Below are 25,328 nucleotides of genomic sequence, written 5' to 3'. Positions count from 1 at the left end.
TGTCAGTGTGAAGCCACCATGGGAGGAACAAAGCCATGTCTGAACATAGTCAATACACACCATTTTCAACCGAAAGCCTGCCCGGTTACCTCGCCGGCGTAGCTGCCATTGCCGACCGACTCGGTGGTGACCAGAGCGCCTGGAAGGTCCGTGAAGTGGGCGACGGAAACCTCAACCTCGTCTTCATTGTGGATGGGGAAATCGAGACCATCATCGTCAAGCAGGCCCTGCCCTATGTCCGCCTTGTCGGCGACAGCTGGCCCTTGCCGCTTTACCGGGCCTTTTTCGAATATCACGCGCTGATCCGTCAGGAAGCCCGTGACCCCGGCTCGGTACCCGAAGTGTTCCATTTCGATGAAACCAACGCCCTAATCGCGATGGAATTCATCAAGCCGCACCTGATTCTGCGCCACAAACTGATCAGGGGTGAAAGGGTTGAGGGTCTTGCCACTTTCCTTGGTAATTTCTGTGCCCGTACGGCCTTCCGCGGATCCGAATTGTCAATGAAATCTGCGGACAAGAAAGCCGATGTCGGCCTCTTTGCCGGCAATGTTGAAATCCCCGCCATCACCGAGGCTCTGGTCTTCACCGATCCCTATTATGACGCGGAAATGAACCACCATACCGATGGTCTTGACCCGGTGGTGGCGCAGCTGCGCGGCAATACAGAACTCAAAGCCTGCGCCCAGCGCATGTTGATGAAATTTGCGTCCAACACCGAAACCATGGCCCACGGCGATCTGCATTCCGGCTCGATCATGTCCACCGACAGTGACAGCCGGGTCATCGACCCGGAATTCGTCCAATATGCCCCGATTGGTTTTGACATCGGCATGCTGACTGCCAACTTCCTGATGGCCTATTTCAGCCAACCGGCCCATCGCGGTGCAGAGCTTGATGACTATCAGGAATGGATCCTTTCGGTGATCGCCGATTGTTATCAGCAGTTCGAGGCCGAGTTCATCCATCTCTGGAAGACCGAGCGCACCGGCATGCTCTATCCGAAAAGCCTGTTCGAAGATCAGGGTCACAGTTCGGAAGCGGCCTGTAAGGCTTTGCTCAAAGACATCTGGATCGACGCGCTTGCCATCTGCGGCATCGAAATGCACCGCCGCACCCTGTCCCTCGCCCACAATGCCGACTTTGAAAGCATCGAGGACGTCACGGTTCGTGCCCCACTGGAAGCACGCAACCTGATGATGGGAGCAGAAATCATTCTCAAAGCCGAAACCATCGCCGATCCCACCGCCCTCGTGGCCATGGCACGCGACTTCAACAAGAGGGACATCCTATGAAGGTCAACGGAAAACACTATCGTTCACTCTGGTGGGATGAAAGCACCAACGCGGTCGCGATCATCGATCAGCGCTGGCTGCCCCATGAATTTCGCATCCAGCAAGTGACCACCATGGAGGAGTTTGCCGACGCCATCGTGGAAATGCGCGTCCGCGGCGCTCCGCTGATCGGGGCAACGGCTGCCTATGGCATGGCGCTTGCGATGAAGCTCGACCCGTCCGACAAGCATCTCGACGAGGCATGGCATTATCTCGACAAGACCCGTCCAACGGCCATCAACCTGCGCTGGGCGCTCAATCGCTGCAAAGCCCATTTGAGCCCCCTGCCCGAAGCGGATCGTGCGGCGGCTGCTTTGGCATTGGCCCATGAAATCGCCGATGAAGATGTGGAAATCAACCGCCGCATCGGCGAAAATGGCCTCGCCATCATCCGCGAAATCGCTGCCAAAAAGCCAAAGGGCGAACCGGTCCGCATTCTCACCCACTGCAATGCCGGTTGGCTGGCCACTGTGGATTGGGGCACGGCAACCTCACCGATGTATCACGCCTATAATGAAGGCATTCCACTCCATGTCTGGGTCGATGAAACCCGTCCGCGCAATCAGGGTGCCATCACAGCCTGGGAGCTGGGCAGCCATGGTGTGGAGCACAAATATATCGTCGACAATGCCGGCGGCCATTTGATGCAGCATGGTTTGGTAGACATGGTCATTGTCGGGACCGACCGCACCACCCGCCGCGGCGATGTCTGCAACAAGATCGGCACCTATCTCAAGGCGCTCGCCGCCCATGACAATGGGGTGCCCTTCTATGTCGCCCTGCCTTCTCCGACCATTGACTGGACGGTGGATGACGGCGTTGCCGAAATTCCCATCGAGGAACGCAATGCCTTCGAAACCACCCATGTTCAGGGTCAGACGGAAGCAGGTGACATCGGCACAGTGCAAGTCACCCCGATGGGAACTGAGGGCGGCAACCCGGCCTTTGATGTCACGCCGAACAGGCTCGTCACCGGATTGATCACGGAACGCGGTGTCTGTGAGGCCACCCCGGAAGGTCTGGCGGCGCTCTTCCCAGACCTGTCCAAGACTGACTGACGCTTCAACCGCACCCGGCCCCCGCAGCTTTTTTCCGCGCGCTAAAGGGGCCGGGTGATGGCGCAAATTGCATCCCGAGCCAAATCAGGCTAGAGCGACAAGCGCCTAAAGATCTCACATCCCGGTCCACAAACAAAAAAGGACCAGCCGGGCAGTGAGCCAATTGGGGGGAGAACCGACCATGGCGACAGACAGTTCCAAAGCAAAACCGACCCATTCTCTGACGCGCCGCATTTCAAGGCAGGACGACGCGATCATCGAGGCGACATGGGCCTATTATCATGACGGCCTCAATCAGAATGACATTGCCAAGCGCCTCGGCGTCAGCCGCGCATCCGTTGTCAATTATCTGACCGAAGCCCGCCGCCGTGAATATGTTCGTATCACGCTCGACAGCGAGATCTTTCTCAATCACGAACTGTCTGAACGGCTCAAGGATGCCTATGGCCTGACCGCAGCTTTGGTGGTGCCTTCCGACCCTTCCAGTCCGGCAGGCTCAACCGAGCGCGTCGCCCGCTCCACCGCAGACTGGCTGCCCCATTTGCTCGAACCGGGCGACCGGATGGGCGTTGCCTGGGGCGAGACCATCTATCGGGTGGCCGAAATGGCCCCACATCTATCCATCGAAGACATCACGGTTGTCCAGCTGGTTGGCTCCCGCGCTGCCGATCTTGGCTTTGCCGCCGAAGTCTGCTCGGGCACCATCGCCCGCCATTTCGGCGCGCACTGCATCAACCTGCACGTACCGCTCACGGTCTCCAATGCCGAGCTGGCCACCCAGTTGCGCGCCGAGCCCGACATCACAGAACAATTGGCCGCCGTGGCCGACTGCAACAAGGTGCTGTTTGCCTGCGGCACAGTCACCGATACCAGCCACATTGCCCGCACGCGCATTCTCAGCCTCGACAGTCTGGAAAAACACCGCCAGGAGGGCGCAACCGGCGTCATCTGCGCCCGCCTGATCGATCAGGATGGCACCCCGATCCCGACCGACATCGACGACCGGATGCTCGGCGTCACCCTCGAACAGATGCGCAATAAGGAAATGGGCATTCTGGTTGCCTCCGGCGCAGCAAGGGTGCCCGGTGCACGCGCCGCCATCAAGGGTGGTTATGTCACCCATCTGGCCACCTGTTCCCAAACCGCACAATTATTATTGGAGCAAGAGACGTGACCAACGCTCTCCCGGATACCGTTACCACCCGCCAAGCCATCATCGACGCCTGCCGCTGGATGAATAGCAGCGGCATCAATCAAGGCACCTCAGGCAATATTTCCGTACGCACCGGTGATCGGGGCGACGACATGCTGATCACCCCGTCCGGCGTTCCCTATGCCGACCTCGAACCGGACATGCTCGTCCGCATGCCAATCGACAGCGCCCCCACCGGCAACGAGCCTTTGAAGCCGTCAAGCGAATGGCGCTTCCATCAGGGCCTGTTGCGTAGCCGCCCCGACATGGCCGCTGTCGTCCATGCCCACCCGGCCTATGCGTCGGCGCTGGCCATCAATCGCCAGACGATCCCCGCCTGCCATTACATGATTGCGGCCTTTGGCGGCTATGATGTGCCGCTGGCTGGCTATCACCTGTTTGGCAGTGTCGAATTGTCCGATGAAGTCAATCGTGTGATGCAGGATCGCCATGGCTGCCTGATGGCCAACCACGGGGCAATTGTTGTCGGCGAAAGCCTGGACAAAGCCCTCTGGCGCCTCGAAGAGCTGGAAAATATCGCCAAGGTCTATTGCCTGAGCAAACAGGTCGGCGATCCGGTCATCCTGTCCAACGCCGAAATGGACGATGTCATATCGGCCTTCGCCAATTATGGCCCTGTGAAAGTCTGATCTCTCCGCAAGCAGCATTGGGGTGAAACTGAGCAGCCATTTACCCCTTATGATTGATTGCAACCTTAAGGGCCGCGACCCTGTCGCGGTCCGTTTTTTTTGCCCCCGCCGCAACAAAGCCGAGCGCCAACTCCCGCGTTGCACCTCCAGCCAACTGACAAGGAGATGAACAAGAGGCATGCAGTTCCTTCATCCCCATAGCCTTGAATAGAGGCGCATTGTCGATTGTCACCCCACCACCGGGCATGATGCCAATCCTGCCGGCAGCCCAATCGATCGACGCCTGCAACTGGTCGCGACCTTCATTCACACAAGGCGCACCGCCCGAGGTCAAGATCCGCTCGATCCCAAGAGATATGGCCTCTTCAATGGCAGCTTCAGGGTCGGCAAGTAGATCAAACACCCGATGCAGGGTCACTCCCATGCCCTCTGCCGCCTCAACCATCCGCGCCAAGGCGTCCAGATCGAGCGTCAGATCCGGACGCGCTGCCCCGATCACCACCCCCGCAAGACCAGCATCGCGAGCGGAGCGAATGTCGGCGCACATCAAGGCGATCTCTTCAGCGGAAAAACAGAAGTTCCCGGCCCGGGGCCGGATCATGCCATAGACAGGCAAGGGGGAGTGCGTCGCCGCATGGGCCATGAACCCTGCCGATGGTGTCAGGCCACCCACTGCCAGAGAAGAACAAAGCTCGATCCGGTCCGCCCCGCCAGCCAAAGCGGCCTCAAGCCCTTCGACATTATCGACACAGACTTCCAGCAAGACATCGGCTGACCCGGCTTGACCCTCTTGGAACTGGCGATGATCGTCCTTAGCCATCAAACCGACTGCCAAGAATTGCAGCCCCCAGAATGCCCGGCTCAATCCGGTTTTCGGCCGGAACAACGATATGCTCAAGGCCATGCAACAAAATACGCTGCCGCACCATCGCGTCAATGGCTGCGATCAGCGCGGTCGCATTGGACAAACCGCCACCGACCGGCACAATCGACGCCCCTGTCACATTGATCACAAGTGCCAACGGCCCGGAGATCAGGTCCACATAGACAGCTATGGTCTTGCTGGCCGCAGCGTCATCAGCCTCCCAAGCCGCAACAATCTGTTCTGCGGAGAGACAGGTGCCGGTCAGATGCTTGTGGATCTTTTCCAGCCCCCGTGCACTACAGGTGGCATCAATGCAGCCTTTCAGACCACAGCCACATTCAAAACGCGGCAAGTGAATAGGCGGATCGCCCACTTCGGTTGCCGCTACGGGACCATGGCCCCACTCTCCGGCATACCCGCCGCGGCGATTGACCAACTGTCCGTCGATCACCAGACCACCTCCGACCCCGGTACCCAAAATGACCCCAAAGACGACTTCATGCCCCTTGGCCGATCCAAGCTCGGCCTCGGCCAGCGCAAAACAGTCGGCATCATTGGCAATGATCACCGGCAGGCCAAGGGCTGCCTGCAGATCGGCCTGCATTGGACGTCGATGCAAGCAGGGAATGTTGGCAACAACCGCCAGACCACTAGCAGGATCAATGATCCCGGCAATCGAAATGGATATGCAGCGCGGTCTTTCCGGCGCCAACGCGATCACGCTGCGCAACGCAGCCACAAAGGACTCAAAACAATGGCCCGGTGTCGGGATACGCGGCACGATTTCCAGCGATCGTGGGTCGGCACCAAATGCACCCTTGATAGAGGTGCCGCCGATATCGAAACAGACAATCATTCAAGCGCCCTCACTGTCAGGTGCGGGAAAAGCAGCACTGCCCGCCAATCCAGGTGGAATGCAGTGACAGATCAGCCCCCATCAGCACAAAGTCGGCATCCGCCCCGGTGCGCAAGTGCCCCTTGTTAGCGGCACCAATGGCCTGCGAGGGATAGAGCGACGCCATTTTCAGCACATCAGCCAAGGACAAGGACAATCTCTCATGGGCCAGCTTGATCATCGACAGCATGTCGATATCAGCCCCGGCCAACGTGCCATCGGCCAAGGTCAGTCGCCCGTCGCGGCGATAGATGGTCCGGCCCCCAAGAATGAATTCGGTCGCATCGGTACCTGTGGGCGACATGGCATCGGTGACAAAGAAAATACGCCCTGCCCCCTGCTTGGCCCGCAAGGCTATCGCCATGGAAAGCGGATCGACATGAACGCAATCGGCAATCAAGCCGCACCAGACCGTGTCACTGGTCAGCGCCGCCCCCACCACACCGGGTTCGCGATTGCCCATCTGGCTCATGGCATTGAACAGATGGGTCACCATCGACGCCCCTGCCTCGAAATAAGCCTTGGCATCCGCCGCCTTGCAATCGGTATGGCCAACACTGACCTTCCAGCCCGCCGCCACCAGAGCCTTTACCTGATCCAACGTGACATTTTCCGGCGCGACCGTCGTCATGGCCTGCCCAAAGGTGCCAGCTGCCTTGGTCAGCACCGCCAGATCAGCGTCATCCATTGGCCGAATGAAGTCTTCCACATGGGCCCCTTTGCGGGACCGCGACAAATGCGGCCCTTCCAGATGCAACCCCAGAAAGCCCGGCACCTTGGCACGCTTGGCCTCGGCACCGGCTGCAAGCACCGCATCGCGCACCTCTGGCGCGTCGGTGATCAGCGTCGGTAAAACAGACGTGGTACCAAAGCGGGCATTGGCCGAGCAAATGGTCTCGATGGCATCCTTGGTGGGCGTGTCATTGAGCAATGCCCCACCACCGCCATTGACCTGTAGATCGACAAAGCCCGGCACCAGAAGATCGCTCACATGATCGTGCAAAGCATAACCATCCGGCACATCAGAGAGGGACGCAAGCCCTGCAACCGATCCATTCCGGACCAACAGGGCAACATCGTCATGAAAATGCTCGCCATCAAACAGGCGCTTGGCGGAATAGGCAACGGAACCGGTCATCGCGTCACCGTCACTTTCTTCAGCGCTGCAGGCTTGTCCGGATCAAGGCCACGATGCCGCGACAATTGCTCGACAAAGCGATAGAAAGGCACGATCAATGTCAGGGCGTCGGTCAGCGGGTGACCGGTAACGACAAAGGGCAACCGCACTGCGTCGCCTGCATGGTTCGATGAAATGTAGCAATGAGGATTCTTTGCCACCACTCCATTGACGATCTCGACAATCGAGTTTTCAGCAGCATCCCGCGCCGCAAAGGCGATAACCGGAAAGTCCCGATCCACCAGCGACACCGGACCATGCAACATTTCCGCCGACGAATAGGCCTCTGCATGCAGCTCGCAAGTCTCCTTGCATTTGAGCGCCGCTTCCGCCGCAATCGCCATGGTCGGTCCGCGCCCCAGCATGTAAAGGGAGTTGGCTTTCGAAACCGGCTCGATCATCTCTGACCAGTCAATCGACAAGGCAGTGTTGAGATGCTCTGGCAGACGCGCCAGTGCATTCTTCAACGTGTAATCCTCGGCCCATCCGGCGAGGATCGCCAGCCCGGCGACGATCGAGTTGACATAAGACTTGGTGGCGGCAACCGCCTGTTCTTCTCCGGCTTTGATGTCGACCGCCAGTTCGCATTGATTGGCCAGATCGGATGGCAGCGTGTTGACCAGAGCCGCCGTCAGCGCCCCGCCTTCTCGCGCCGCCTTGGCCATCGCCACGATATCAGCACTCGCCCCGGACTGGGAAATCGCAAACACGGCCGCGCTGTCCATCTTCATTTTGGCGCCGTAGATCGAGGCAATCGACGGCCCTTGCGAGGCAACGGGCAGGCCCATCACCAGCTCGATGGCATATTTCATGAAATAGGCAGCATGATCGGACGAGCCGCGGGCAATGGTCACCACGACCTTGGGATCACGCGCACGCAGGGCAGCCGCAACCGGGTCAATGCTGTCCGGCACGCTCTTTAGCAGTCGCTCCACGGCTACAGGGATTTCTTCGGTTTCTTCCCGCATCTTCGTCATTGGGCACTGCCTTCTGTCATTGTGAAAAACTCATTTCGGCGACAAAGTCATAAGCGTCGCCACGATAGATGGATTTGGTCAACTCGATCGCCCGACCGCTTTGCAGATAGGAAATGCGCCGAATGCTCAGCCCCGCCATCCCCACCGGCACACCGAGCAACTCGGCCTCGCGCGCCTCCAGATTGATCGCAGAAATCTTCTGCACCGCCCGCACCGGACGATTGCCGTCCCGGTCCAGCTGATCATACAGTGACGTTGTGACTTTGGAGGGGTCCGACAGGATATCGACCGGCAGAACCGCACATTCCAAGGCCATCGGCTGGCCATTGGCTTCCCGCAGCCGATTGAGGCAGGCAATCGAGACGCCCCCGGACAAACCCAGCGTGAACATCTCATCCGGCGATGGCCTGCGCACTTCGCGTTCCAGCCAGATCGACGAGGTTTCAAAGCCCCGCGCCATCATGTCTTCGGTAAAGGAGGTGAGATGGGACAAAGATTGCTCAAGTTTGCCCGGCTGCTGACGCACGAAGGAACCGGAGCCATGACGTTGCTCGACAATCCCCTTCTTTACCAGCTCCTGAATGCCCTTGCGCACGGTGACCCGCGACAGATCGGTCAGATCGGCAATTTCCCGCTCGGCAGGCAGCGAATGGTCAGGCAGCAACAACCCCATGGCAATGGCCTGCTCAATCCGCCGGGACAGCAGCACATAGAGAGGCCCAGCCTTCTTACTCAACCAGTCCCCCGCTCGCAGATAATCTTCCACTGTCATCAAGGCATGCCTCACAGTTCTGATTGCGCCTCTCTTCGGGCTCCCTCGCATCCAGATCAGAATGCCAAAAGCGCGGTCAGCGCAAAAACCCTCCAAAACAATTCCAATCCTATTCAGTCATACAGGACCAGACGGAATAAAGAAAGACCAAAATAAGACCAAATATATCAATAAGCAAAAATTTTTCGCACAAGCCTAGATATTATGCAAACTTTAGAGGTGGACAGATGGTATTTAAAAGGTATTATATTGGAGAGCGCTGTCAGGAGGAGTAAGCAGTGGACCTTGTCACCGAAACACGCCACAGAAGCGCAATCGGCCTGGAAATCCAGCCCCCGCTGGACATTGCGACGATTCTTGCCAATGGCCAGATAGAGGCAGCCAAGGCGATTGAAGCGGCAAAGCCCGCCATCTGCGACGGATCCGCTGCAATGGCCCGTCAGTTCCTCGCCGGTGGAAAGCTGATTTACGCCGCAGCAGGCTCGTCCGGGCTGATGGCATTGGCAGATGCCTCCGAGCTTGGCGGCACCTTTGGCATCGATACAGCCAAGATCCGTATTCTGATGGCTGGCGGCATCCCCACCAATGGCGACATGCCCGGCAACACCGAAGATGACAGCTCCAGCCTGACGCAAGCCTTGTCTGATCTGTCCGACCGGGACTGCCTGATCGCGATTTCTGCCAGCGGCAGCACCCCTTACACTTTGGAAGCGGCACATATTGCCAAGAATGCTGGCACCTACGTGATTGGCATCGCCAACAATCCAGGCTCTCCGCTGCTTGGCCAGAGCAACTGTCCAATCCTGTTGCCGACCCCTCCGGAAGTGATTTCCGGATCGACCCGCATGGGTGCAGCGACCGCCCAGAAAATGGCACTCAACATGCTTTCCACCATGATGGCGATCCATTTGGGCCATGTTCATGACGGCATGATGATCAATTTGAAGGCAGACAATATCAAACTGCGCCAGCGGGCAAGAATCATCGTTCAAACCATTGCCCAGACATCCGAGGATGACGCCACCAACGCCCTTGAAACTGCACAGGGCAATGTCAAACAGGCCATTCTTCTGTGCGCCGGCATCAGCGACAAGGCCGAGGCCGAGGCGCTTCTCAGCCGTCACGACGACCATTTGCGTGCAGCGCTCAATGCGCTCGCCGCCAAGGACTAGAACCAGCACCATAACAAGAAAAGCAACTTGCCCATTCCACTTGCAACCAAGCAACACAACATACAGAGAGGTTCAACGTGAACACCAAATTGACAACTGCAGTCCTTCTCGCAGCCACCGTGCTGAGCAGCGCTGCCTATGCCGCCGACGCTACCCTCACCATCGAGAGCTGGCGCAATGACGACCTGACTCTCTGGCAGGACAAGATCATTCCAGCCTTTGAAGCCAAGCATCCAGGTATCAAAGTCAAGTTCACCCCATCGGCTCCAACCGAATATAACGCGGTGCTGAACTCCAAGCTTGATGCAGGCTCTGCTGGTGACATCATCACCTGCCGTCCATTCGATGCCTCGCTGGCTCTATATGATGCCGGTCATCTGGCAAAACTCGACGACATGGACGCCATGAACAACTTCTCCGACGTTGCCAAATCCGCTTGGCAGACGGACGATGGTTCTGCAACCTTCTGCGTACCGATGGCTTCCGTGATCCACGGCTTCATCTACAACAAAGACGCCTTCGACGAGCTGGGCCTCAAAGCCCCGGAAACCGAAGACGAATTCTTTGCAGCCCTTGAGAAAATCAAGGAAGACGGCAGCTATATTCCGATGGCCATGGGCACCAATGACCAGTGGGAAGCGGCCACCATGGGCTACAACAATATTGGTCCAAACTACTGGAAAGGCGAAGAAGGCCGTCTGGCTCTGATCAAGGGCGAGCAGAAGCTGACCGACCCGCAGTGGGTTGAGCCATATGCGACCCTTGCCAAATGGGCCCCATATCTCGGCGACGGCTTTGAAGCCCAGACCTATCCGGACAGCCAGAACCTCTTCACCCTTGGCCGCGCCGCTGTTTATCCAGCAGGCTCTTGGGAAATTTCCGGCTTCAACGCACAGGCTGACTTCAAGATGGGTGCCTTCATGCCACCGGTCAAAAAGGCTGGCGACAAATGTTATATTTCCGACCACACCGATATCGGCATTGGCATGAATGCCAAAACCCCGAATCCGGAAGCCGCCAAAACCTTCCTGAGCTGGGTGGCTTCGCCTGAATTTGCTGAAATCTTCGGCAATGCTCTGCCGGGCTTTTTCCCGCTGTCGAAAACCCCTGTCGAGCTGAGCGATCCGCTCGCCAAGGAATTTGTCAGCTGGCGCGGCAAGTGTGAAAGCACCATTCGTTCCACCTATCAGATCCTGTCCCGCGGCACACCAAACCTCGAAAACGAGACCTGGGGTGCGTCAGCCGCCGCGATCAAGGGTACCGCGACCCCTGAAGCGCTTGGCAAGAAACTGCAGGATGGTCTGGCCAGCTGGTACAAACCACAAATGTAAGACCAACGGGCAAGCGGCGCACCGCGTCGCTTGCCTCACATAGCCTGTCGGCAGCCCAAGGGCTGCGGACAGGATCGGCCCGGCCTTGAACGGCCCTCGCCCAACCTGCGATGTCCGCACCCGTCAAGCCTAAAGGCACCGAGACGACATCAAGCTGGGTGCGAGCAACAGACTGACTTTCAAGCCTCATCGGACCGGGAAAGCGCGAGGGGCTTCGAAACTGGAGAATGTGATGCAAGCGCCCCGCTTTCGATGGCACATCGTCGTGTTTTTGGCACCAGCCGTGCTGGTCTATACTGCGGTCATGATCTTTCCGCTCTTCAACACCCTGCGCCTCGCTCTTTACAGCGAGATCGATCATGTGCGCACCTATGTCGGATTCGCCAATTTCGAACGTCTGTTCGGCAACTCGATCTGGTCCGAGCAATTCTGGAACGCGCTGGGGAACAATTTCTGGTTCTTCTTCATTCATATGCTGGTCCAGAACCCGATTGGTGTCGCACTGGCAGCGATCCTGTCCCATCCGCGCTTGCGCTTTGCGGCGCTTTATCGGTCTGCCATCTTCATTCCAACCATTCTGAGCTTCGTGATTGTCGGCTTTGCATGGAAGCTGATCCTGTCGCCCATCTGGGGCATCGCCCCCAATATGCTCGATGCGATTGGCCTGAAGGCCCTCTTTGCCCCGTGGCTGGGCAAGGAAGCCTATGCCCTGACCGCCCTGTCACTGGTCTCGGTCTGGCAGTTTGTCGGCATCCCGATGATGTTGATCTATGCTGCTTTGCTGTCGATCCCCGAGGAAGTGCTTGAAGCGGGTGAAATTGACGGCATCACCGGCATTTCCGCCTTCTGGAAAATCAAGCTGCCGCTGATCCTGCCCTCCATCGGCATCATTTCCATTCTCACCTTCGTGGGCAATTTCAACGCCTTCGACCTGATCTATACCGCGCAGGGGGCCCTTGCCGGTCCGGACTTCTCGACCGACATTCTGGGCACCTTCATGTATCGCACCTTCTTCGGCTTCCAGCTGCAATTGGGTGACCCGCATATGGGCTCGGCCATTGCTGGTTCCATGTTCGCGATCATTCTCATTGGCGTCTGCATCTATTTGTTCGGCATTCAGACGCGCCTGCGCCGTTATCAGATGTAGAAGGAGGCAGACATGGAAAATACAGCCCGTACCAACCGCTTCAATGCGCTGGCCATGCATGGCGCTCTGGGTCTTTACACCCTGATCGCCCTGTTCCCGGTCTTCGTCATCCTGATCAACAGCTTCAAAACCCGCAAAGCCATCTTTCGTGAGCCTTTGGCCCTGCCCAATGCGGACAGCTTCTCGCTGATCGGCTATGAAACCGTGATGAAACAAGGGGATTTCTTCCTCTATTTCCAGAACAGCTTCATCGTCACTGTGGCCTCCCTGTTCTTCATCCTGTTGTTCGGCGCCATGGCCGCCTTTGCACTGAGTGAATATCGCTTCAAGGGCAACACCCTGATGGGGCTTTATCTGGCCCTTGGCATCATGATCCCAATCCGCATTGGCACCGTTGCCATTCTGGAAATGATGGTCGCCACCGGCCTTGTGAACACCCTCTGGGCGCTTATTCTGGTCTATACAGCCCAAGGCCTGCCGCTGGCGGTCTTCATCCTCAGCGAATTCATGAAGCAGGTTTCCAATGACCTCAAAGACGCTGCCCGCGTCGATGGCCTCAATGAATATGTGATCTTCGGGCGCATCGTCGTGCCTTTGGTCCGTCCGGCCATGGCCACGGTCGCGGTGTTCAACATGATCCCGATCTGGAACGACCTGTGGTTCCCGTTGATCCTCGCTCCGGCCGAGGAAACCAAAACCCTGACCCTTGGCAGTCAGGTCTTTATCGGCCAGTTCGTCACCGACTGGAATGCGGTTCTCTCCGCCCTGTCGATGGCCATCCTGCCGGTCCTCATTCTTTACGTCATCTTCTCCCGCCAGCTCATTCGCGGCATCACTTCAGGAGCGGTGAAATGATCAGAACCCTGATTGCAGGCCTTGGCAATATGGGCTTTTCCCATGCCCTCGCCCACCATCATCATCCCGATTCCGAAATTGTCGGTCTCGTTGCCCGAACGCAAAGCGCCAAAAAGGACGAACTGGCCGCCTATCCCTTCTTCACCGACTTTCATCAAGCGCTGAGCGAGACCAAGCCTGACCTCGTGGTGATCGCCACCTATACCGACACCCATGTGGATTTTGCTTGCGCTGCCATGGAAGCCGGGGCCCATGTGTTCGTCGAAAAGCCCCTTGCCATGAGCGTGGCGGATGCCGAACGGGTGGTCGCCACCGCCAAACGCACCAACCGCAAGCTGGTGGTTGGCTATATTCTGCGCCATCACCCCTCATGGATCCGCTTTGTGGCCGAAGCCCGTGCGCTGGGTGGACCTTATGTCTTCCGCCTCAATCTCAACCAGCAATCAAGCGGCGCTGAATGGGAAACCCACAAGGCCCTGATGCAAACCACCAGCCCGCTGGTCGATTGCGGCGTCCATTATGTCGATGTCATGTGTCAGATCACCGATGCCAAGCCTGTCAGCGTCAATGGCATGGGCTTGCGCCTGTCCGATGAGATCGCCGAGGACATGTATAATTATGGCCAGCTGCAAGTCATCTTCGCCGATGGCTCGGTCGGCTGGTATGAGGCAGGCTGGGGGCCGATGATGTCCGAGACCGCCTTTTTCGTCAAAGACATCGTCTCTCCCAATGGCTCGGTTTCGATCACCGATGGCAACAAGGGCGCATCGGCCGACATTGATGGCCACACCAAGGTTGGCGGCATTCTGGTTCACAAACCGGACGGCGACAGGACCATCGATCTCGCAGGAGAGCCCGGCCATAACGAGCTTTGCGCCAACGAGCAGGATTTCATCCTGCGCGCCATCAAGGACGATATCGATCTGGAACGACATATGCAGGATGCGGTGCAATCGCTGGCCATTTGCCTTGCCGCCGACCAGAGCATCCGCACCGGCAAACCTGTAATGCTTGAGGAGGCAACGCTGTGACTGCGCTGACCCTGAAAAATGTGTGCAAGGCCTTTGGCAAGACCGAGGTCTTGAAAGACATCAATATCGACGTCGAGGATGGTGAGTTCGTCGTTTTCGTCGGCCCTTCCGGCTGTGGCAAGTCCACCCTGCTGCGGGTCATTGCGGGCCTTGAAGATGCCTCATCGGGAGAAGTCTCTATTGGCGGCGAAGTCGTCAACAGCGTGCCGCCTTCCAAACGCGGTATCGCCATGGTGTTCCAGTCCTACGCCCTCTACCCCCATCTCAATGTCGCCAACAACATGTCGCTGGCCTTGAAGCAGGAAGGCGTACCGAAAGATCAGATTACCGCCCGCGTCAATGAAGCCTCGCGGATGCTCAAACTGGATGACTATCTCAGCCGCTATCCGTCCGAATTGTCCGGCGGCCAGCGCCAGCGCGTCGCCATTGGCCGGGCCATCGTCCGCAAGCCCAAGCTGTTCCTGCTCGATGAGCCTTTGTCGAACCTCGACGCAGCACTGCGCATGAATACCCGCATCGAAATCGCCAATCTGCACAAACAGCTCAATGCCTCGATGATCTATGTGACCCACGACCAGACCGAGGCCATGACCTTGGCTGACAAGATCGTCGTGCTGCGTGATGGCCGGGTCGAGCAAATCGGCAGCCCGATGGATCTGTATAACAATCCGGCCAACAAGTTCGTTGCCGGATTCCTTGGCTCGCCTTCGATGAATTTCCTGCCCGCCTCGCTGCTTGAGGAGGGCGACCGCCGCACCATCGGGCTACGCCCGGAAGACCTTTATCTCGCAGACGATGGCCCGCTGAGCGCAGATGTGCAGCATGTTGAGCATCTGGGAGGCGACACCAATGTCATCTCCAAGATTGCCAACATCGACTCCACCATACGCCTGTTTGGCCAGCATGACATCAATCCCGGCCAGCAATTGAAACTGGGCTTTGATCCCGCAAAACTGCACTATTTCGACGACTAGCAGCAACGGGCTGCCATCAAGACACAACAATATCAAGGCCGACGGGACATCTTGTCGGCCTTGATGCATTCCAGGCCCACGCATTGCTGCTACAGATGTCCAATGTGACAAGGTGCTCGAGACAAGGCGTCGCTGCTCCGCTATCATGAAGACCTCCTCCCTGACACTGAACAAGGAAGGGACCCCATGACAAAGGCAGAGACCAAGACAGCAACAAAAGACAAGAAAGCTGTCACCCAAGACCCCTTCAACGGCCCCGAAAAGACGAGTGAAGACACCTTTGGCAACACACCGATCGAGTGGACCATTGATGTTCCGCTGGCCACCAATCGCGTCGTCCTGCGCCAACTTGGGCTGGTGATCCTTATTCCGGCTGCGGCCCTTGCCCTTCTCATGCTGGTCCTTGGGGTCATCGACAATGATCCGGGCGAGATCAGGGTCGCCATCATCCTGTTTTTTGGTGCGATCGGGGTTCTGACGGTCCTCGTTGCCATTGCTGTTCTGCTGGTCCTTGGCAACCGGATGAAAATGCAGTTCCAACTGGGACGCGATGACATTCAATCGCGCGTCATCGACAGCCGCGCCAAGGTCAGTCGCAGTCTGGCCATTTCCCTCGGGCTGATCACCTTCAATCCTGGACTGGCCGGAGCCGGCCTACTCGCCAGCGCCAACAGCGGCAGACAAACCCGTTGGGAGGATATTGAAGAGCTGGAAATCATCCGCACCCAACACACCATTGTCTTGCGCTCGGGCCTTTTGGTGCTTGATGCAATTTTCTGCACGCCAGAGAATTTCCAAACCGTCTGCAGCCAGATCGAAACCAACGTGATGCGCACGGGTCAATGAGCGGCACTCCACAGGCCTCAAAGGGGAAAGGAGACCGCAATGCCAGATCCTGTCGGAAAAGCCCCTTTCTACTGGGACTATGATTTCCCCGTGCTGTCAGCCTGTGTCATAAAGCAAGTGGCCATTCCGATGATCGGCATTCCCCTTCTCTTTGCCACACTCTTTACCGGATACTCCGCCTATCAGGGCTATTATGAACCGGTACTCGGGGTTTATGTCGGTGCCTTCGGCTTCTCCATCTTTCTCGGTCTTTGCTACTTGATCGTTGTCGCCCTGACCGGCAACCACCTTCAGGTCGGCTATGTGATCACCGAGCAAGGGCTGTTTTCCGCAACGATCGGCGCTGGCAGACGCGGCGCATCCATACTGGGCACCTTGCTGCTGGCCATTTCTGACGACATGACCATGCAGGGCATTGGCCTGCTGGCCCAGCGCAGCGACGCCAAATTCACCCCGTGGGACAAGGTGGCCGACCTCCGCCCCGCCGGACCGAACAAAGACCTCAAATTGCTCAATGGAAAAGGCCGCATGATCGACCGTCTACGCGCAGGAACCGAAGAATATGACCGCGTGCTGCACCTCGTCACCCGAATGATCGCCCAACGCAAGTCCGAAGCCCAAGCACCAGGGCAAGACCTACTTGATGGCATGGGGCGTCGAGCAGGAACTGCGAACGATCAAATCCCCATGCAATAGGGTCCGTCCAAGATGGCGCCGATGGCTGGTGAGCTGATCGAGCAGTTCCGTCATGGCAATCTCGCCAATATGGGTGCGTGGCTGACGAATGGTTGTCAGTGCAGGCGTAATGTGGCTGGCAAAGGGAATATCATCAAAGCCAACCACCGAAAAATCATGAGGCACCTGCATGCCGCGCGAATTGAGTGCGCTGATCACGCCGATGGCCGTGCTGTCACTGAAGCAGAAAAAGGCCGTCGGCAGGGTGTCACGAATGAACAACAATTCCACGGCAGCCCGTCCACCTTCGGTCGAACCATCCCCACGCACCTTCCAGATGTCGGGCCGGTCAAAGGATTCAAGCATTGCCTGACAATAACCCGCATAGCGCATATCATCGACCAGACTGCCCTGCGGCCCCGCTACATAGGCGATCCGCCGATGGCCCAACGAGATCAGATAGTCCGTTGCCACCTTGGCGGCAGCCGTGTCATCGACACCGACATAAGGGATTTCGGCATGATCGACGGGATTGCAGGCAGCCACCATCGGCGGGAAGCTGGAGGCGGACCGCTCGGGCCAACCAGCCACCGGCAAATGTCCGGTTAGCAGAACCAGCCCATCCACCATTCCGGTCGAGAGGAAATGAAGATATTTTTCCTCATGCTCCACATTGCCCTCTGTATTGCCGATCAGCACACCATAGCCGCGCTGGTTGGCGACTTTCTCCAGCCCCACCAGAATGCCTGAAAAGTTCGGATCGGAAATGGACGGTGCAAGCGCCATCACCATCTTGGACCTTTGCATGCGCAGATTCTGCGCCATGGCATTGACCGTGTAGCCGGTCCGGGCAATCGCCGCAGTTACCTTCTTGCGCGTGCTTTCCGCGACCTTTTCCGGCGTCCGCATCGCTCGACTGACAGTGGCGATCGAAACCCCGGCAAGCTTGGCCACATCTTCAATGGTGGCAGCCTTTTTCCCTGTTGGCTCCAATCCAGTCCCCTGTCTTTCAAATTGTCGGCATATCAAAGCTGGTGGAGTTTAGAGAAGTTACACCGCCCGGTCCACCAAACACCGACCTTCGCACCCCACTCTACGCTCCATTTTGAACAATGAAAAGGTTTACATCGATTATGAAAAGGTTTACATTGACCAAAATCAGCCCAAAAGGCTGAACAAACGCTTGTGCTAGGGAGGAAAGCAAGTGTTGGAAAAGTGTCCTGACGACGCTCCGATTCTGGCTGCGCAAAGGGTAAGCAAATCCTTTGGCTCGGTGCCTGTCCTGTTCTCTATCAATTTCGACATTCGAGCAGGCGAAGTGCATGCTGTAATCGGCGAAAATGGTGCAGGCAAATCCACCCTCATGAAAATCCTCTCGGGCTTTCATCCCGCGACCTCTGGCACCATCCTGCTTGACGGGGAACCGATCACCCTGCCCCCCAACGGGCAAGCGGAAGAGCTGGGTATTGTCCTGATCCATCAGGAGCTCAATCTCGCCGAACAGATGACGGTTGAAGAGAACATCTTCCTGGGACGCGAGCAGATTGCCAAGGGCTTTCTCAAGCGGGCCGAGATGCATGATCAGGTTCTCAAGATGCTGACTGAAGTTGGCCTCGACATCTCGCCTGACGATCGCATTTCCAATCTGTCGATTGCCCAGAAGCAAATGGTCGAAATCGTCAAGGCGATGAGCCGCAACGCTCGCATCCTGATCATGGATGAGCCGACTGCCGTGTTGACCGAGGCGGAGACGGCTTTGTTCTTCAAACAGGTAAAACGGTTGAAGGCGCAAGGCACGGCGGTCATGTTTGTCTCGCACAAATTGAAGGAAGTCGCCGCCATCGCCGACCGCATCACCATCCTGCGTGATGGCCAGTGGATCACCACCAAACCGACAGAGGATTTCACCCTCGACACGATGGCGCAAATGATGGTTGGGCGTGAATTGTCCGATCTTTTCCCGCCCATGTCCGAAGCGGATTTCGACGCCGAGCGTGTGCTTGAGGTCAAGGGACTGAGCACTGACTTGGTAAAAAGAGCCTCTTTTTCCTTGCGTAAAGGCGAAATTCTGGGCTTCTCCGGGCTGATCGGCTCTGGCCGAACGGAACTATTCGAGGCCATCTGCGGCCTGCGTCCCATGACGTCTGGCCATGTATCTCTGTTTGGCAAGGACGCCCATATCCGGTCTGCCGCCGACGCACGGAATGCTGGCATCGTTTATCTCACCAAAGACCGCAAGGGCAAGGGGCTGCTGGTTGACAAGCAGATGCAACCAAACCTGACCCTGTTTGCCTTACCCAAATTCATCAAGGGCCTGCTGCTCGACCGCAATGGGGAAGAACAGGCCCTGCGCCGTGGCATCCGCCGCTTCGACATCCGCGCCCGCGACCCCAACTGCAAAATCTCGGAAATGTCCGGCGGCAACCAGCAGAAATTGTTGCTCGCCAAGGTGATGGAATGCGACCCACGCATTGTCATTGTCGACGAGCCGACCCGTGGCATCGACGTGGGCACCAAACAGCAAATCTATCATTTCATCGCGGCACTGGCAGCCGAAGGCATGTCGGTCGTCGTCATCTCATCGGAAATGCCCGAAATCATCGGGATCTGTCATCGGGTGATTGTGATGCGCGAAGGGCGCATCACGGGAGAGCTCACCGGCGACGCCATCAACGAACATGAAATAGTCCGCTTTGCGGCCGGCTTGAAGGAGGAGGCCAGCGCATGACAGACAATCCTGCGGGCAAAAAGGCGAAAAGCCTGCCTTTTGCGACAGACTTCAAAACCCTTGGACCTGCGATCGCGCTGCTTTTGCTGTGTGTCATCGGGTTTTCGCTCAACAGTGCCTTTCTGTCTGAGGGCAACATCACCAACCTGCTGACGCGCTCGGCCTTCATCGGCATCATCGCCGTTGGCGCAACCTTCGTGATCACATCGGGAGGCATTGATCTGTCGGTCGGCTCAATGGCTGCGGTGATTGCGGGCGTCATGATCATCACCATGAACATGCTCGTCCCCATCACGGGTACAGGCATCACGACAGTGCTGATTGGATGTGCCATTTCGGTTGTGCTGGGGCTTGGGGCCGGTTTGGTCAACGGACTGCTGACCACCAAGGGCAAAATAGAAGCCTTCATCGTAACCCTTGGCACCATGGGCATTTTCCGCTCGCTGGTCACCTATTTCGCCGATGGCGGCACCCTGTCGCTGGACTATGGCATCCGCGGCACCTATCGCCCGGTCTATTATGACAGCTTCATGGGCCTGCCCATCCCGGTCTGGGTGTTCATCAGTGTCGCCATCATTGGCTGGGTGTTGCTCAACCGGACCGCCTTTGGCCGCTATTGCACGGCCATCGGCTCCAATGAGGCTGTGGCCAAATATTCCGCCATCAAGGTCGACCGCATCAAGACCTGGACCTATGTCATTCAGGGCATTTGCGTGGCGCTTGCCACGATCATCTATGTGCCACGTCTTGGCTCGGCCTCCTCGTCGACCGGTGTGTTGTGGGAGCTGGAAGCGATTGCTGCGGTGATCATTGGCGGTACGGTTCTCAAAGGCGGCTATGGCCGGATTGGCGGCACCATTCTGGGCGCCCTGATCCTGACCACCATCGGCAACATTCTCAATTTCACCGACATGATTTCCAACTATCTGAACGGCACCATGCAAGGCCTGATCATCATCACCGCCGTTTGGCTCCAACGCGGCAATTTTGGCCGCAAAAAGGAGAAAAAGGCCTGACCGGACCACAATGATCGATCCCCGGCATCGACCCCAAATCGATCACGAAAAGACCGCCACCCCGCCCCCTCGCGGGATGGCATTGGGAACGCAACGCCTGCTCTCGAACGAGCCTGCAGGCCAAAGCGCCCCCTGCTCAAGACCTGAACCACTTCATACTGGCGCATTTCTGCAATTCTGGGAGGAAACCATGAAAGCACCAAAAAGCCTATTCGCCGCCGCGCTGACCGGAGCCATGATGCTCGCTGGCACGGCTCTCGCCGCCGACAAGATCAAGATCGGCGTATCTTATCCAACCCCGACCCATGCTTGGGCGGCTGGCATGAACTGGCATGCTGAAAAGGCCGAAGAGCGGCTCGAAGCTCTCTATCCCGACGTTGATCTCATCTTGGTCAACTCGCCGGATCCAAGCCAGCAGGCCTCTGCGATTGAGGATCTGGTCTCGGTCCATCAGATCGACGCTCTGGTCGTCCTGCCCTTTGAATCCGAGCCTCTGACCGACCCGGTGCTCAATGCCAAGAAGTCCGGCGCCATGATCACCGTGGTGGATCGCGGCCTGAGCCAACCGGGCATCGAAGACATTTATGTTGCCGGCAACAACCCTGAAATGGGTCGCGTTTCTGCCGAATATATGAAGTCACGTCTGAAATCCGGCGACAATATCGTTATCCTGCGCGGCATTCCAACCATTATCGACAATGAACGCTTCGACGCTTTCATGGAAGGCATCAAGGATACCGGCATCAATGTGCTCGATCACAAGCATGCCAACTGGAACCGCGATGATGGCTTTGAAGTGATGCAGGACTTCCTGTCCCGCTTCCCGGACATCGACGCTGTATGGGCACAGGATGATGACATTGCCATCGGTGTGGTCGCTGCGCTCAAGCAGGCTGGTCGTGATGGCAATGGCATGTTCGTTGTCGGCGGCGCTGGCATGAAGGAAACCATCAAAGGCGTGATGGAAGGCAATGAGCTGGTACCGGTTGACGTGCTCTATCCACCGGCAATGATTGCCACCGCGATGGATGTCACCGTTGCAGCCTTCAAGTCCAACGGTCCGGTCGCCGGTCGTTACATTCTGGGCGCAACCCTCATCACCAAGGACAATGCCAAGGACTTCTATTTCCCGGATTCTCCGTTCTAAGAAATAGACATCAAACAAACCAGAGCCGGGGCAAGTCATGCTCCGGCTCCGATCCGGCCCGCCACCTTGCCATGGCAAGGATACAGGTGTACGGCATGTAAGGCAGGCGCGCCACCATATGAAGGCGCCAAAGATCTTGGGAGAAAAAGCCATGAAAACCATCAAGGGTCCAGCGCTGTTTCTGGCACAGTTTGCCGGGGACGAAGCACCATTCAACAGCTGGGCTGACATCACCCGCTGGGCGGCGGATTGCGGCTATAAGGGCGTTCAGGTCCCCTCTTGGGATGGTCGCCTGATCGATCTGGAACAGGCTTCCAGCTCGAAAGATTATTGCGATGAGTTCAAGGGCATTGCCGCAGAAGCCGGTGTCGAAGTCACGGAATTGTCGACCCACCTGCAAGGCCAGCTGGTTGCCGTCCATCCCGCCTATGACGAAGCCTTCGATGGCTTTGCCGCCCCAGAAGTGCGGGGCAATCCCAAGGCCCGCCAGCTCTGGGCTGTCGATCAGGTCAAGAAGGCCCTGATGGCCTCTCGCCTGATGGGGATCAAAAATCACGCCACCTTCTCCGGTGCCCTTTGCTGGCCCTATATGTATCCATGGCCGCAGCGCCCGGCTGGCTTGGTGGAAACCGCCTTTGACGAACTGGCAGCCCGCTGGCAACCCCTGCTGGATTTCGCCGATGAGTGCGATGTCAATCTCTGCTATGAAATTCATCCGGGCGAAGACCTGCATGACGGCGTGACCTTCGAGATGTTCCTTGAGCGGGTCAACAACCATTCCCGCGCCAACATGCTCTATGACCCGTCCCACTACATCCTGCAATGCCTCGACTATCTGGACAATATCGACATCTATAAGGACCGGATCAAGATGTTCCATGTCAAGGATGCCGAGTTCAATCCAACCGGCCGTCAGGGCGTTTATGGCGGCTATCAGGGTTGGGTCGATCGGGCTGGCCGCTTCCGCTCCCTTGGGGATGGTCAGGTTGATTTCGGCGCGGTCTTCTCAAAGCTGTCTGCCATGGATTTCGATGGCTGGGCCGTGGTGGAATGGGAATGCTGCCTCAAACATCCCGAAGATGGGGCCCGTGAAGGCGCGCAATTCGTCACGGATCATATCATCCGCGTCACCGAGAAAGCCTTTGACGACTTTGCCGACGGTGGCACCGACGCAGCCATGAACCGCAAAATGCTCGGACTGGAGAATTAAGATGGCCATCACCGGACGCAATGAGAGCCTTGGAGGCCGTATCCGCCTTGGCATGGTGGGCGGCGGCAACGACGCCTTTATCGGCGGTGTGCACCGCATCGCCTCACGCATTGACGACAAATACCAGCTGGTTGCAGGCGCCCTCTCCTCGACCCCGGAAAAGTCGCATGCTTCAGCTGCGGCTTTGGGGCTGGACCCCGAGCGCAGCTATGACAATTTCACCCTCATGGCAGAAATCGAGGCCAATCGTGAGGATGGCATTGAGGCGGTATCGATCGTCACGCCCAACCATATGCACTATGCCGCGGCCATCGAATTCTTGCGCCGAGGCATCCATGTCATTTGCGACAAGCCCCTGACTTCGACGCTGGAAGAGGCCGAGAAGCTCGTCAAGGAAGCCGAACAGTCCGACGCCCTGTTCATCCTGACCCACAATTATACCGGCTACCCGATGATCCGGCAGGCAAACGCGATGATCGCCAATGGCGACATTGGCACCATCCGTGTGGTTCAGGTGGAATATCCGCAGGATTGGCTGACCGAATTTGCCGACTTCAAACAGGCCGCTTGGCGGACCGATCCCGCCCGTTCCGGTGCGGGTGGATCGACCGGCGACATTGGCACCCACGCCTTCAATCTCGCCAGCTTTGTGACCGGATTGGAGCTGGAAAGCCTTGCCGCAGACCTGCAGTCCTTCGTGCCGGGTCGTCAGGTCGATGACAATGGCCATATCATGATGCGTTTCAAGGGCGGGGCTCGTGGCATGCTCTGGTGCAGTCAGGTCGCTCCGGGCTGCGAAAACAGCCTCAAACTGCGCGTCTTTGGCGACAAGGGCGGACTGGAATGGTGTCAGGAAGACCCCAACTATCTCTGGTACACACCGTTTGGCGAACCCAAACGCCTGATCACCCGCAATGGCGCAGGCGCAGGCAATGCCGCGGCCCGCATGAGCCGCACCCCATCAGGTCACCCGGAAGGCTATCTGGAAGGCTTTGCCAACATCTACAGCGAAGCCGCAGGGGCCATTCTGGCCAAACGGGACGGCTCAGCGCCGGATCCGGCGGTAACCTATCCGACCGTTCAGGATGGACTGAAAGGCGTCCAGTTCATCGACGCCTGCGTTCGTTCGTCTGCAGCCAATGCCGCTTGGGTCACCATCGGCTAACATACCAGCCTCTCCACTCCCAAGAGCACTCCCAAGGAATGGAGGCTCTTCACCCCGTCAGTGCCCATCTGGCGGGGTGCTTTTTTGCCCGGTTCCAGGTGTTTGCAGAGTTGACAGCACAGATGGATTTGGCAAATCAGGCCTTGCGGAAAATTTCAGTGACGCCGATCATATTTTCCATTTCCCGGATACGCTTGCTGCTCTTGTCCGGGCTGAGGATCTGGATCTGAGCAATCATCGCTTCCACCAAAAGATTGATGGCGATCGTACTGTCCCAGCTGGACGGCGCTTCCACCATGGCCCGGAAACAATGATCGGCTATGCCCTCGATCGGCGAACCCCACTGATCGGTGAACAGCACGATTTTCGCCCCTTGCGAGGAAGCCAATGAGGCCAGACGCTCCAGCTCCTGCTCATAGCGACGAATGTCAAACAGGATCAGAACAGACCTGTCATCCATATCCAGCAAGGTTTGAGGCCAGACGCTTGGAGACGCCCCCAGCATCGAGACATTGGGGCGAATGATCTGCAGGTGATTGAAGAAATGAAAGGCACTTGCTTGGGAAATCTTGCCGCCACGCAGATAGATCTTGTTGTCGGTGTCTGCCAGCAGCGCAGCAACACGGTCGAACAATTCATAATCAAGCTGGTTCATCGTCCGGTTGACATTCTCCACCACATGCATGGTGAAGCGATTGACAATGTGACGCTCATGCTCCGCACCCAGCTTGGTTTCGAACTTGGCAAGCGGCTGCTTGATCCGCTCGGCCAGCTCGGTCCGGATGGCATTTTGCATATCCGGGAACCCGTCAAATCCCAGCTTACGCGCAAAGCGAATGACGGTCGGCGTGGACACATCCGCAGCTTCGGCCAGCTTGGTGATCGACTTCAATTCAATCGCCAGCGAGTCGTCCTTGATATAGGGCACCAGCCGCCGCTCCGCCGGGGTCAGGTCTGCCTTGTGCGCCTCAATCAGATCACGAACAAGCATGATGTCCTTCTTGGTCTTTTGTTTCATTTCTACATCTTACTCAAATATGTAGAAAAAAATACAGAAAAAAATTGACACTGGTGCCCGGCATGTAGTTTTCTTTACAGAAGTTAACAGGGA

General features: G+C 57.4%; 24 protein-coding genes. 17 read left to right on the top strand and 7 right to left on the bottom strand.

Annotation, left to right across the window (positions count from 1 at the left end):
* Positions 1 to 35 precede the first annotated feature (35 nt).
* From mtnK to FDK21_RS00915, 4 genes are all read left to right on the top strand, one after another.
* Positions 36 to 1,295, top strand: coding sequence for an S-methyl-5-thioribose kinase (gene mtnK, locus FDK21_RS00930; RefSeq protein ID WP_138147194.1), 1,260 nt, complete (start codon positions 36 to 38; stop codon positions 1,293 to 1,295).
* Positions 1,292 to 2,392 (top strand): S-methyl-5-thioribose-1-phosphate isomerase, encoded by a 1,101-nt coding sequence (mtnA, locus tag FDK21_RS00925; RefSeq protein ID WP_138147193.1) that lies wholly within the window; start codon positions 1,292 to 1,294, stop codon positions 2,390 to 2,392. The genes mtnK and mtnA overlap by 4 nt, the downstream gene beginning before the upstream one ends.
* Before the next feature lie 181 nt (positions 2,393 to 2,573).
* Complete coding sequence (locus FDK21_RS00920; protein WP_138147192.1) at positions 2,574 to 3,566, top strand: sugar-binding transcriptional regulator; 993 nt, start codon at positions 2,574 to 2,576, stop codon at positions 3,564 to 3,566.
* Entirely contained in the window at positions 3,563 to 4,234 is a 672-nt protein-coding gene (locus FDK21_RS00915) for a class II aldolase/adducin family protein (protein WP_138147191.1), read from the top strand. Before FDK21_RS00920 ends, FDK21_RS00915 begins: the two co-directional genes overlap by 4 nt.
* A gap of 40 nt (positions 4,235 to 4,274) precedes the next feature.
* Here the strand turns inward: FDK21_RS00915 and FDK21_RS00910 are convergent, their stop codons facing one another.
* From FDK21_RS00910 to FDK21_RS00890, 5 genes are read right to left on the bottom strand one after another with little or no spacing between them, the layout of a single operon-like run.
* Positions 4,275 to 5,054: a copper homeostasis protein CutC gene (locus FDK21_RS00910; RefSeq protein WP_138147190.1), complete on the bottom strand. Its 780-nt coding sequence runs from the start codon at positions 5,052 to 5,054 to the stop codon at positions 4,275 to 4,277.
* Positions 5,047 to 5,955: an ROK family protein gene (locus tag FDK21_RS00905; protein WP_114010758.1), complete on the bottom strand. Its 909-nt coding sequence runs from the start codon at positions 5,953 to 5,955 to the stop codon at positions 5,047 to 5,049. The genes FDK21_RS00910 and FDK21_RS00905 overlap by 8 nt, the downstream gene beginning before the upstream one ends.
* Positions 5,956 to 5,971: 16 nt before the next feature.
* Positions 5,972 to 7,132 carry an N-acetylglucosamine-6-phosphate deacetylase gene (gene nagA / locus FDK21_RS00900; RefSeq protein ID WP_138147189.1) on the bottom strand — a complete coding sequence of 387 codons (1,161 nt, stop codon included), beginning with the start codon at positions 7,130 to 7,132 and terminating at the stop codon, positions 5,972 to 5,974.
* Entirely contained in the window at positions 7,129 to 8,148 is a 1,020-nt protein-coding gene (locus FDK21_RS00895; RefSeq protein ID WP_138147188.1) for an SIS domain-containing protein, read from the bottom strand. Before FDK21_RS00895 ends, nagA begins: the two co-directional genes overlap by 4 nt.
* A gap of 16 nt (positions 8,149 to 8,164) precedes the next feature.
* On the bottom strand, positions 8,165 to 8,920 hold the full coding sequence (locus tag FDK21_RS00890; protein ID WP_114010755.1) for a GntR family transcriptional regulator: 756 nt from the start codon (positions 8,918 to 8,920) through the stop codon (positions 8,165 to 8,167).
* Between the two features lie 278 nt (positions 8,921 to 9,198).
* Here FDK21_RS00890 and FDK21_RS00885 point away from each other — a divergent pair, with 278 nt between their 5' ends.
* The 8 genes from FDK21_RS00885 to FDK21_RS00850 all read left to right on the top strand — a co-directional run bounded on the left by FDK21_RS00885 (position 9,199) and on the right by FDK21_RS00850 (position 16,972).
* Positions 9,199 to 10,092 (top strand): N-acetylmuramic acid 6-phosphate etherase, encoded by an 894-nt coding sequence (locus FDK21_RS00885; RefSeq protein ID WP_138147187.1) that lies wholly within the window; start codon positions 9,199 to 9,201, stop codon positions 10,090 to 10,092.
* A gap of 77 nt (positions 10,093 to 10,169) precedes the next feature.
* Complete coding sequence (locus FDK21_RS00880; RefSeq protein ID WP_138147186.1) at positions 10,170 to 11,423, top strand: ABC transporter substrate-binding protein; 1,254 nt, start codon at positions 10,170 to 10,172, stop codon at positions 11,421 to 11,423.
* A gap of 232 nt (positions 11,424 to 11,655) precedes the next feature.
* Positions 11,656 to 12,570, top strand: a complete 915-nt coding sequence (locus tag FDK21_RS00875; protein ID WP_114010752.1) for a sugar ABC transporter permease — start codon at positions 11,656 to 11,658, stop codon at positions 12,568 to 12,570.
* 12 nt (positions 12,571 to 12,582) lie between these two features.
* A complete protein-coding gene (locus tag FDK21_RS00870; protein ID WP_171021897.1) occupies positions 12,583 to 13,425 on the top strand; it encodes a carbohydrate ABC transporter permease in 843 nt (280 codons plus the stop codon).
* Positions 13,422 to 14,456 (top strand): Gfo/Idh/MocA family oxidoreductase, encoded by a 1,035-nt coding sequence (locus tag FDK21_RS00865; RefSeq protein WP_171021896.1) that lies wholly within the window; start codon positions 13,422 to 13,424, stop codon positions 14,454 to 14,456. Before FDK21_RS00870 ends, FDK21_RS00865 begins: the two co-directional genes overlap by 4 nt.
* Positions 14,453 to 15,430 (top strand): ABC transporter ATP-binding protein, encoded by a 978-nt coding sequence (locus FDK21_RS00860; RefSeq protein WP_114010751.1) that lies wholly within the window; start codon positions 14,453 to 14,455, stop codon positions 15,428 to 15,430. The genes FDK21_RS00865 and FDK21_RS00860 overlap by 4 nt, the downstream gene beginning before the upstream one ends.
* Positions 15,431 to 15,616: 186 nt before the next feature.
* A complete protein-coding gene (locus FDK21_RS00855) occupies positions 15,617 to 16,276 on the top strand; it encodes a hypothetical protein (RefSeq protein ID WP_138147185.1) in 660 nt (219 codons plus the stop codon).
* A gap of 39 nt (positions 16,277 to 16,315) precedes the next feature.
* Positions 16,316 to 16,972, top strand: coding sequence for a hypothetical protein (locus FDK21_RS00850; protein ID WP_138147184.1), 657 nt, complete (start codon positions 16,316 to 16,318; stop codon positions 16,970 to 16,972).
* On the opposite strand, the gene FDK21_RS00845 is transcribed toward FDK21_RS00850, so the two are convergent.
* Positions 16,913 to 17,944: a LacI family DNA-binding transcriptional regulator gene (locus FDK21_RS00845; RefSeq protein ID WP_138147183.1), complete on the bottom strand. Its 1,032-nt coding sequence runs from the start codon at positions 17,942 to 17,944 to the stop codon at positions 16,913 to 16,915. The two genes, FDK21_RS00850 and FDK21_RS00845, sit on opposite strands and share 60 nt — an antisense overlap.
* A gap of 211 nt (positions 17,945 to 18,155) precedes the next feature.
* Between FDK21_RS00845 and FDK21_RS00840 the strand changes: the two genes are divergently transcribed.
* The 5 genes from FDK21_RS00840 to FDK21_RS00820 all read left to right on the top strand — a co-directional run bounded on the left by FDK21_RS00840 (position 18,156) and on the right by FDK21_RS00820 (position 24,217).
* Positions 18,156 to 19,679, top strand: a complete 1,524-nt coding sequence (locus FDK21_RS00840; protein WP_114010747.1) for a sugar ABC transporter ATP-binding protein — start codon at positions 18,156 to 18,158, stop codon at positions 19,677 to 19,679.
* On the top strand, positions 19,676 to 20,695 hold the full coding sequence (locus FDK21_RS00835) for an ABC transporter permease (protein ID WP_114010746.1): 1,020 nt from the start codon (positions 19,676 to 19,678) through the stop codon (positions 20,693 to 20,695). The genes FDK21_RS00840 and FDK21_RS00835 overlap by 4 nt, the downstream gene beginning before the upstream one ends.
* Before the next feature lie 190 nt (positions 20,696 to 20,885).
* On the top strand, positions 20,886 to 21,842 hold the full coding sequence (locus tag FDK21_RS00830) for a substrate-binding domain-containing protein (RefSeq protein ID WP_138147182.1): 957 nt from the start codon (positions 20,886 to 20,888) through the stop codon (positions 21,840 to 21,842).
* Positions 21,843 to 21,993: 151 nt separating this feature from the next.
* Positions 21,994 to 23,052, top strand: coding sequence for a sugar phosphate isomerase/epimerase (locus FDK21_RS00825; protein WP_138147181.1), 1,059 nt, complete (start codon positions 21,994 to 21,996; stop codon positions 23,050 to 23,052).
* 1 nt (position 23,053) lies between these two features.
* Complete coding sequence (locus tag FDK21_RS00820) at positions 23,054 to 24,217, top strand: Gfo/Idh/MocA family oxidoreductase (RefSeq protein ID WP_138147180.1); 1,164 nt, start codon at positions 23,054 to 23,056, stop codon at positions 24,215 to 24,217.
* A gap of 136 nt (positions 24,218 to 24,353) precedes the next feature.
* Here FDK21_RS00820 and FDK21_RS00815 read toward each other — a convergent pair whose 3' ends face one another.
* On the bottom strand, positions 24,354 to 25,235 hold the full coding sequence (locus tag FDK21_RS00815) for a MurR/RpiR family transcriptional regulator (RefSeq protein ID WP_198662990.1): 882 nt from the start codon (positions 25,233 to 25,235) through the stop codon (positions 24,354 to 24,356).
* Positions 25,236 to 25,328: the final 93 nt, after the last annotated feature.

This window comes from Cohaesibacter sp. CAU 1516, assembly GCF_005771485.1.
GTDB classification, from domain to species: Bacteria; Pseudomonadota; Alphaproteobacteria; order Rhizobiales; family Cohaesibacteraceae; genus Cohaesibacter; species Cohaesibacter intestini.
This window is presented reverse-complemented; position numbering and strand designations above follow the sequence as displayed.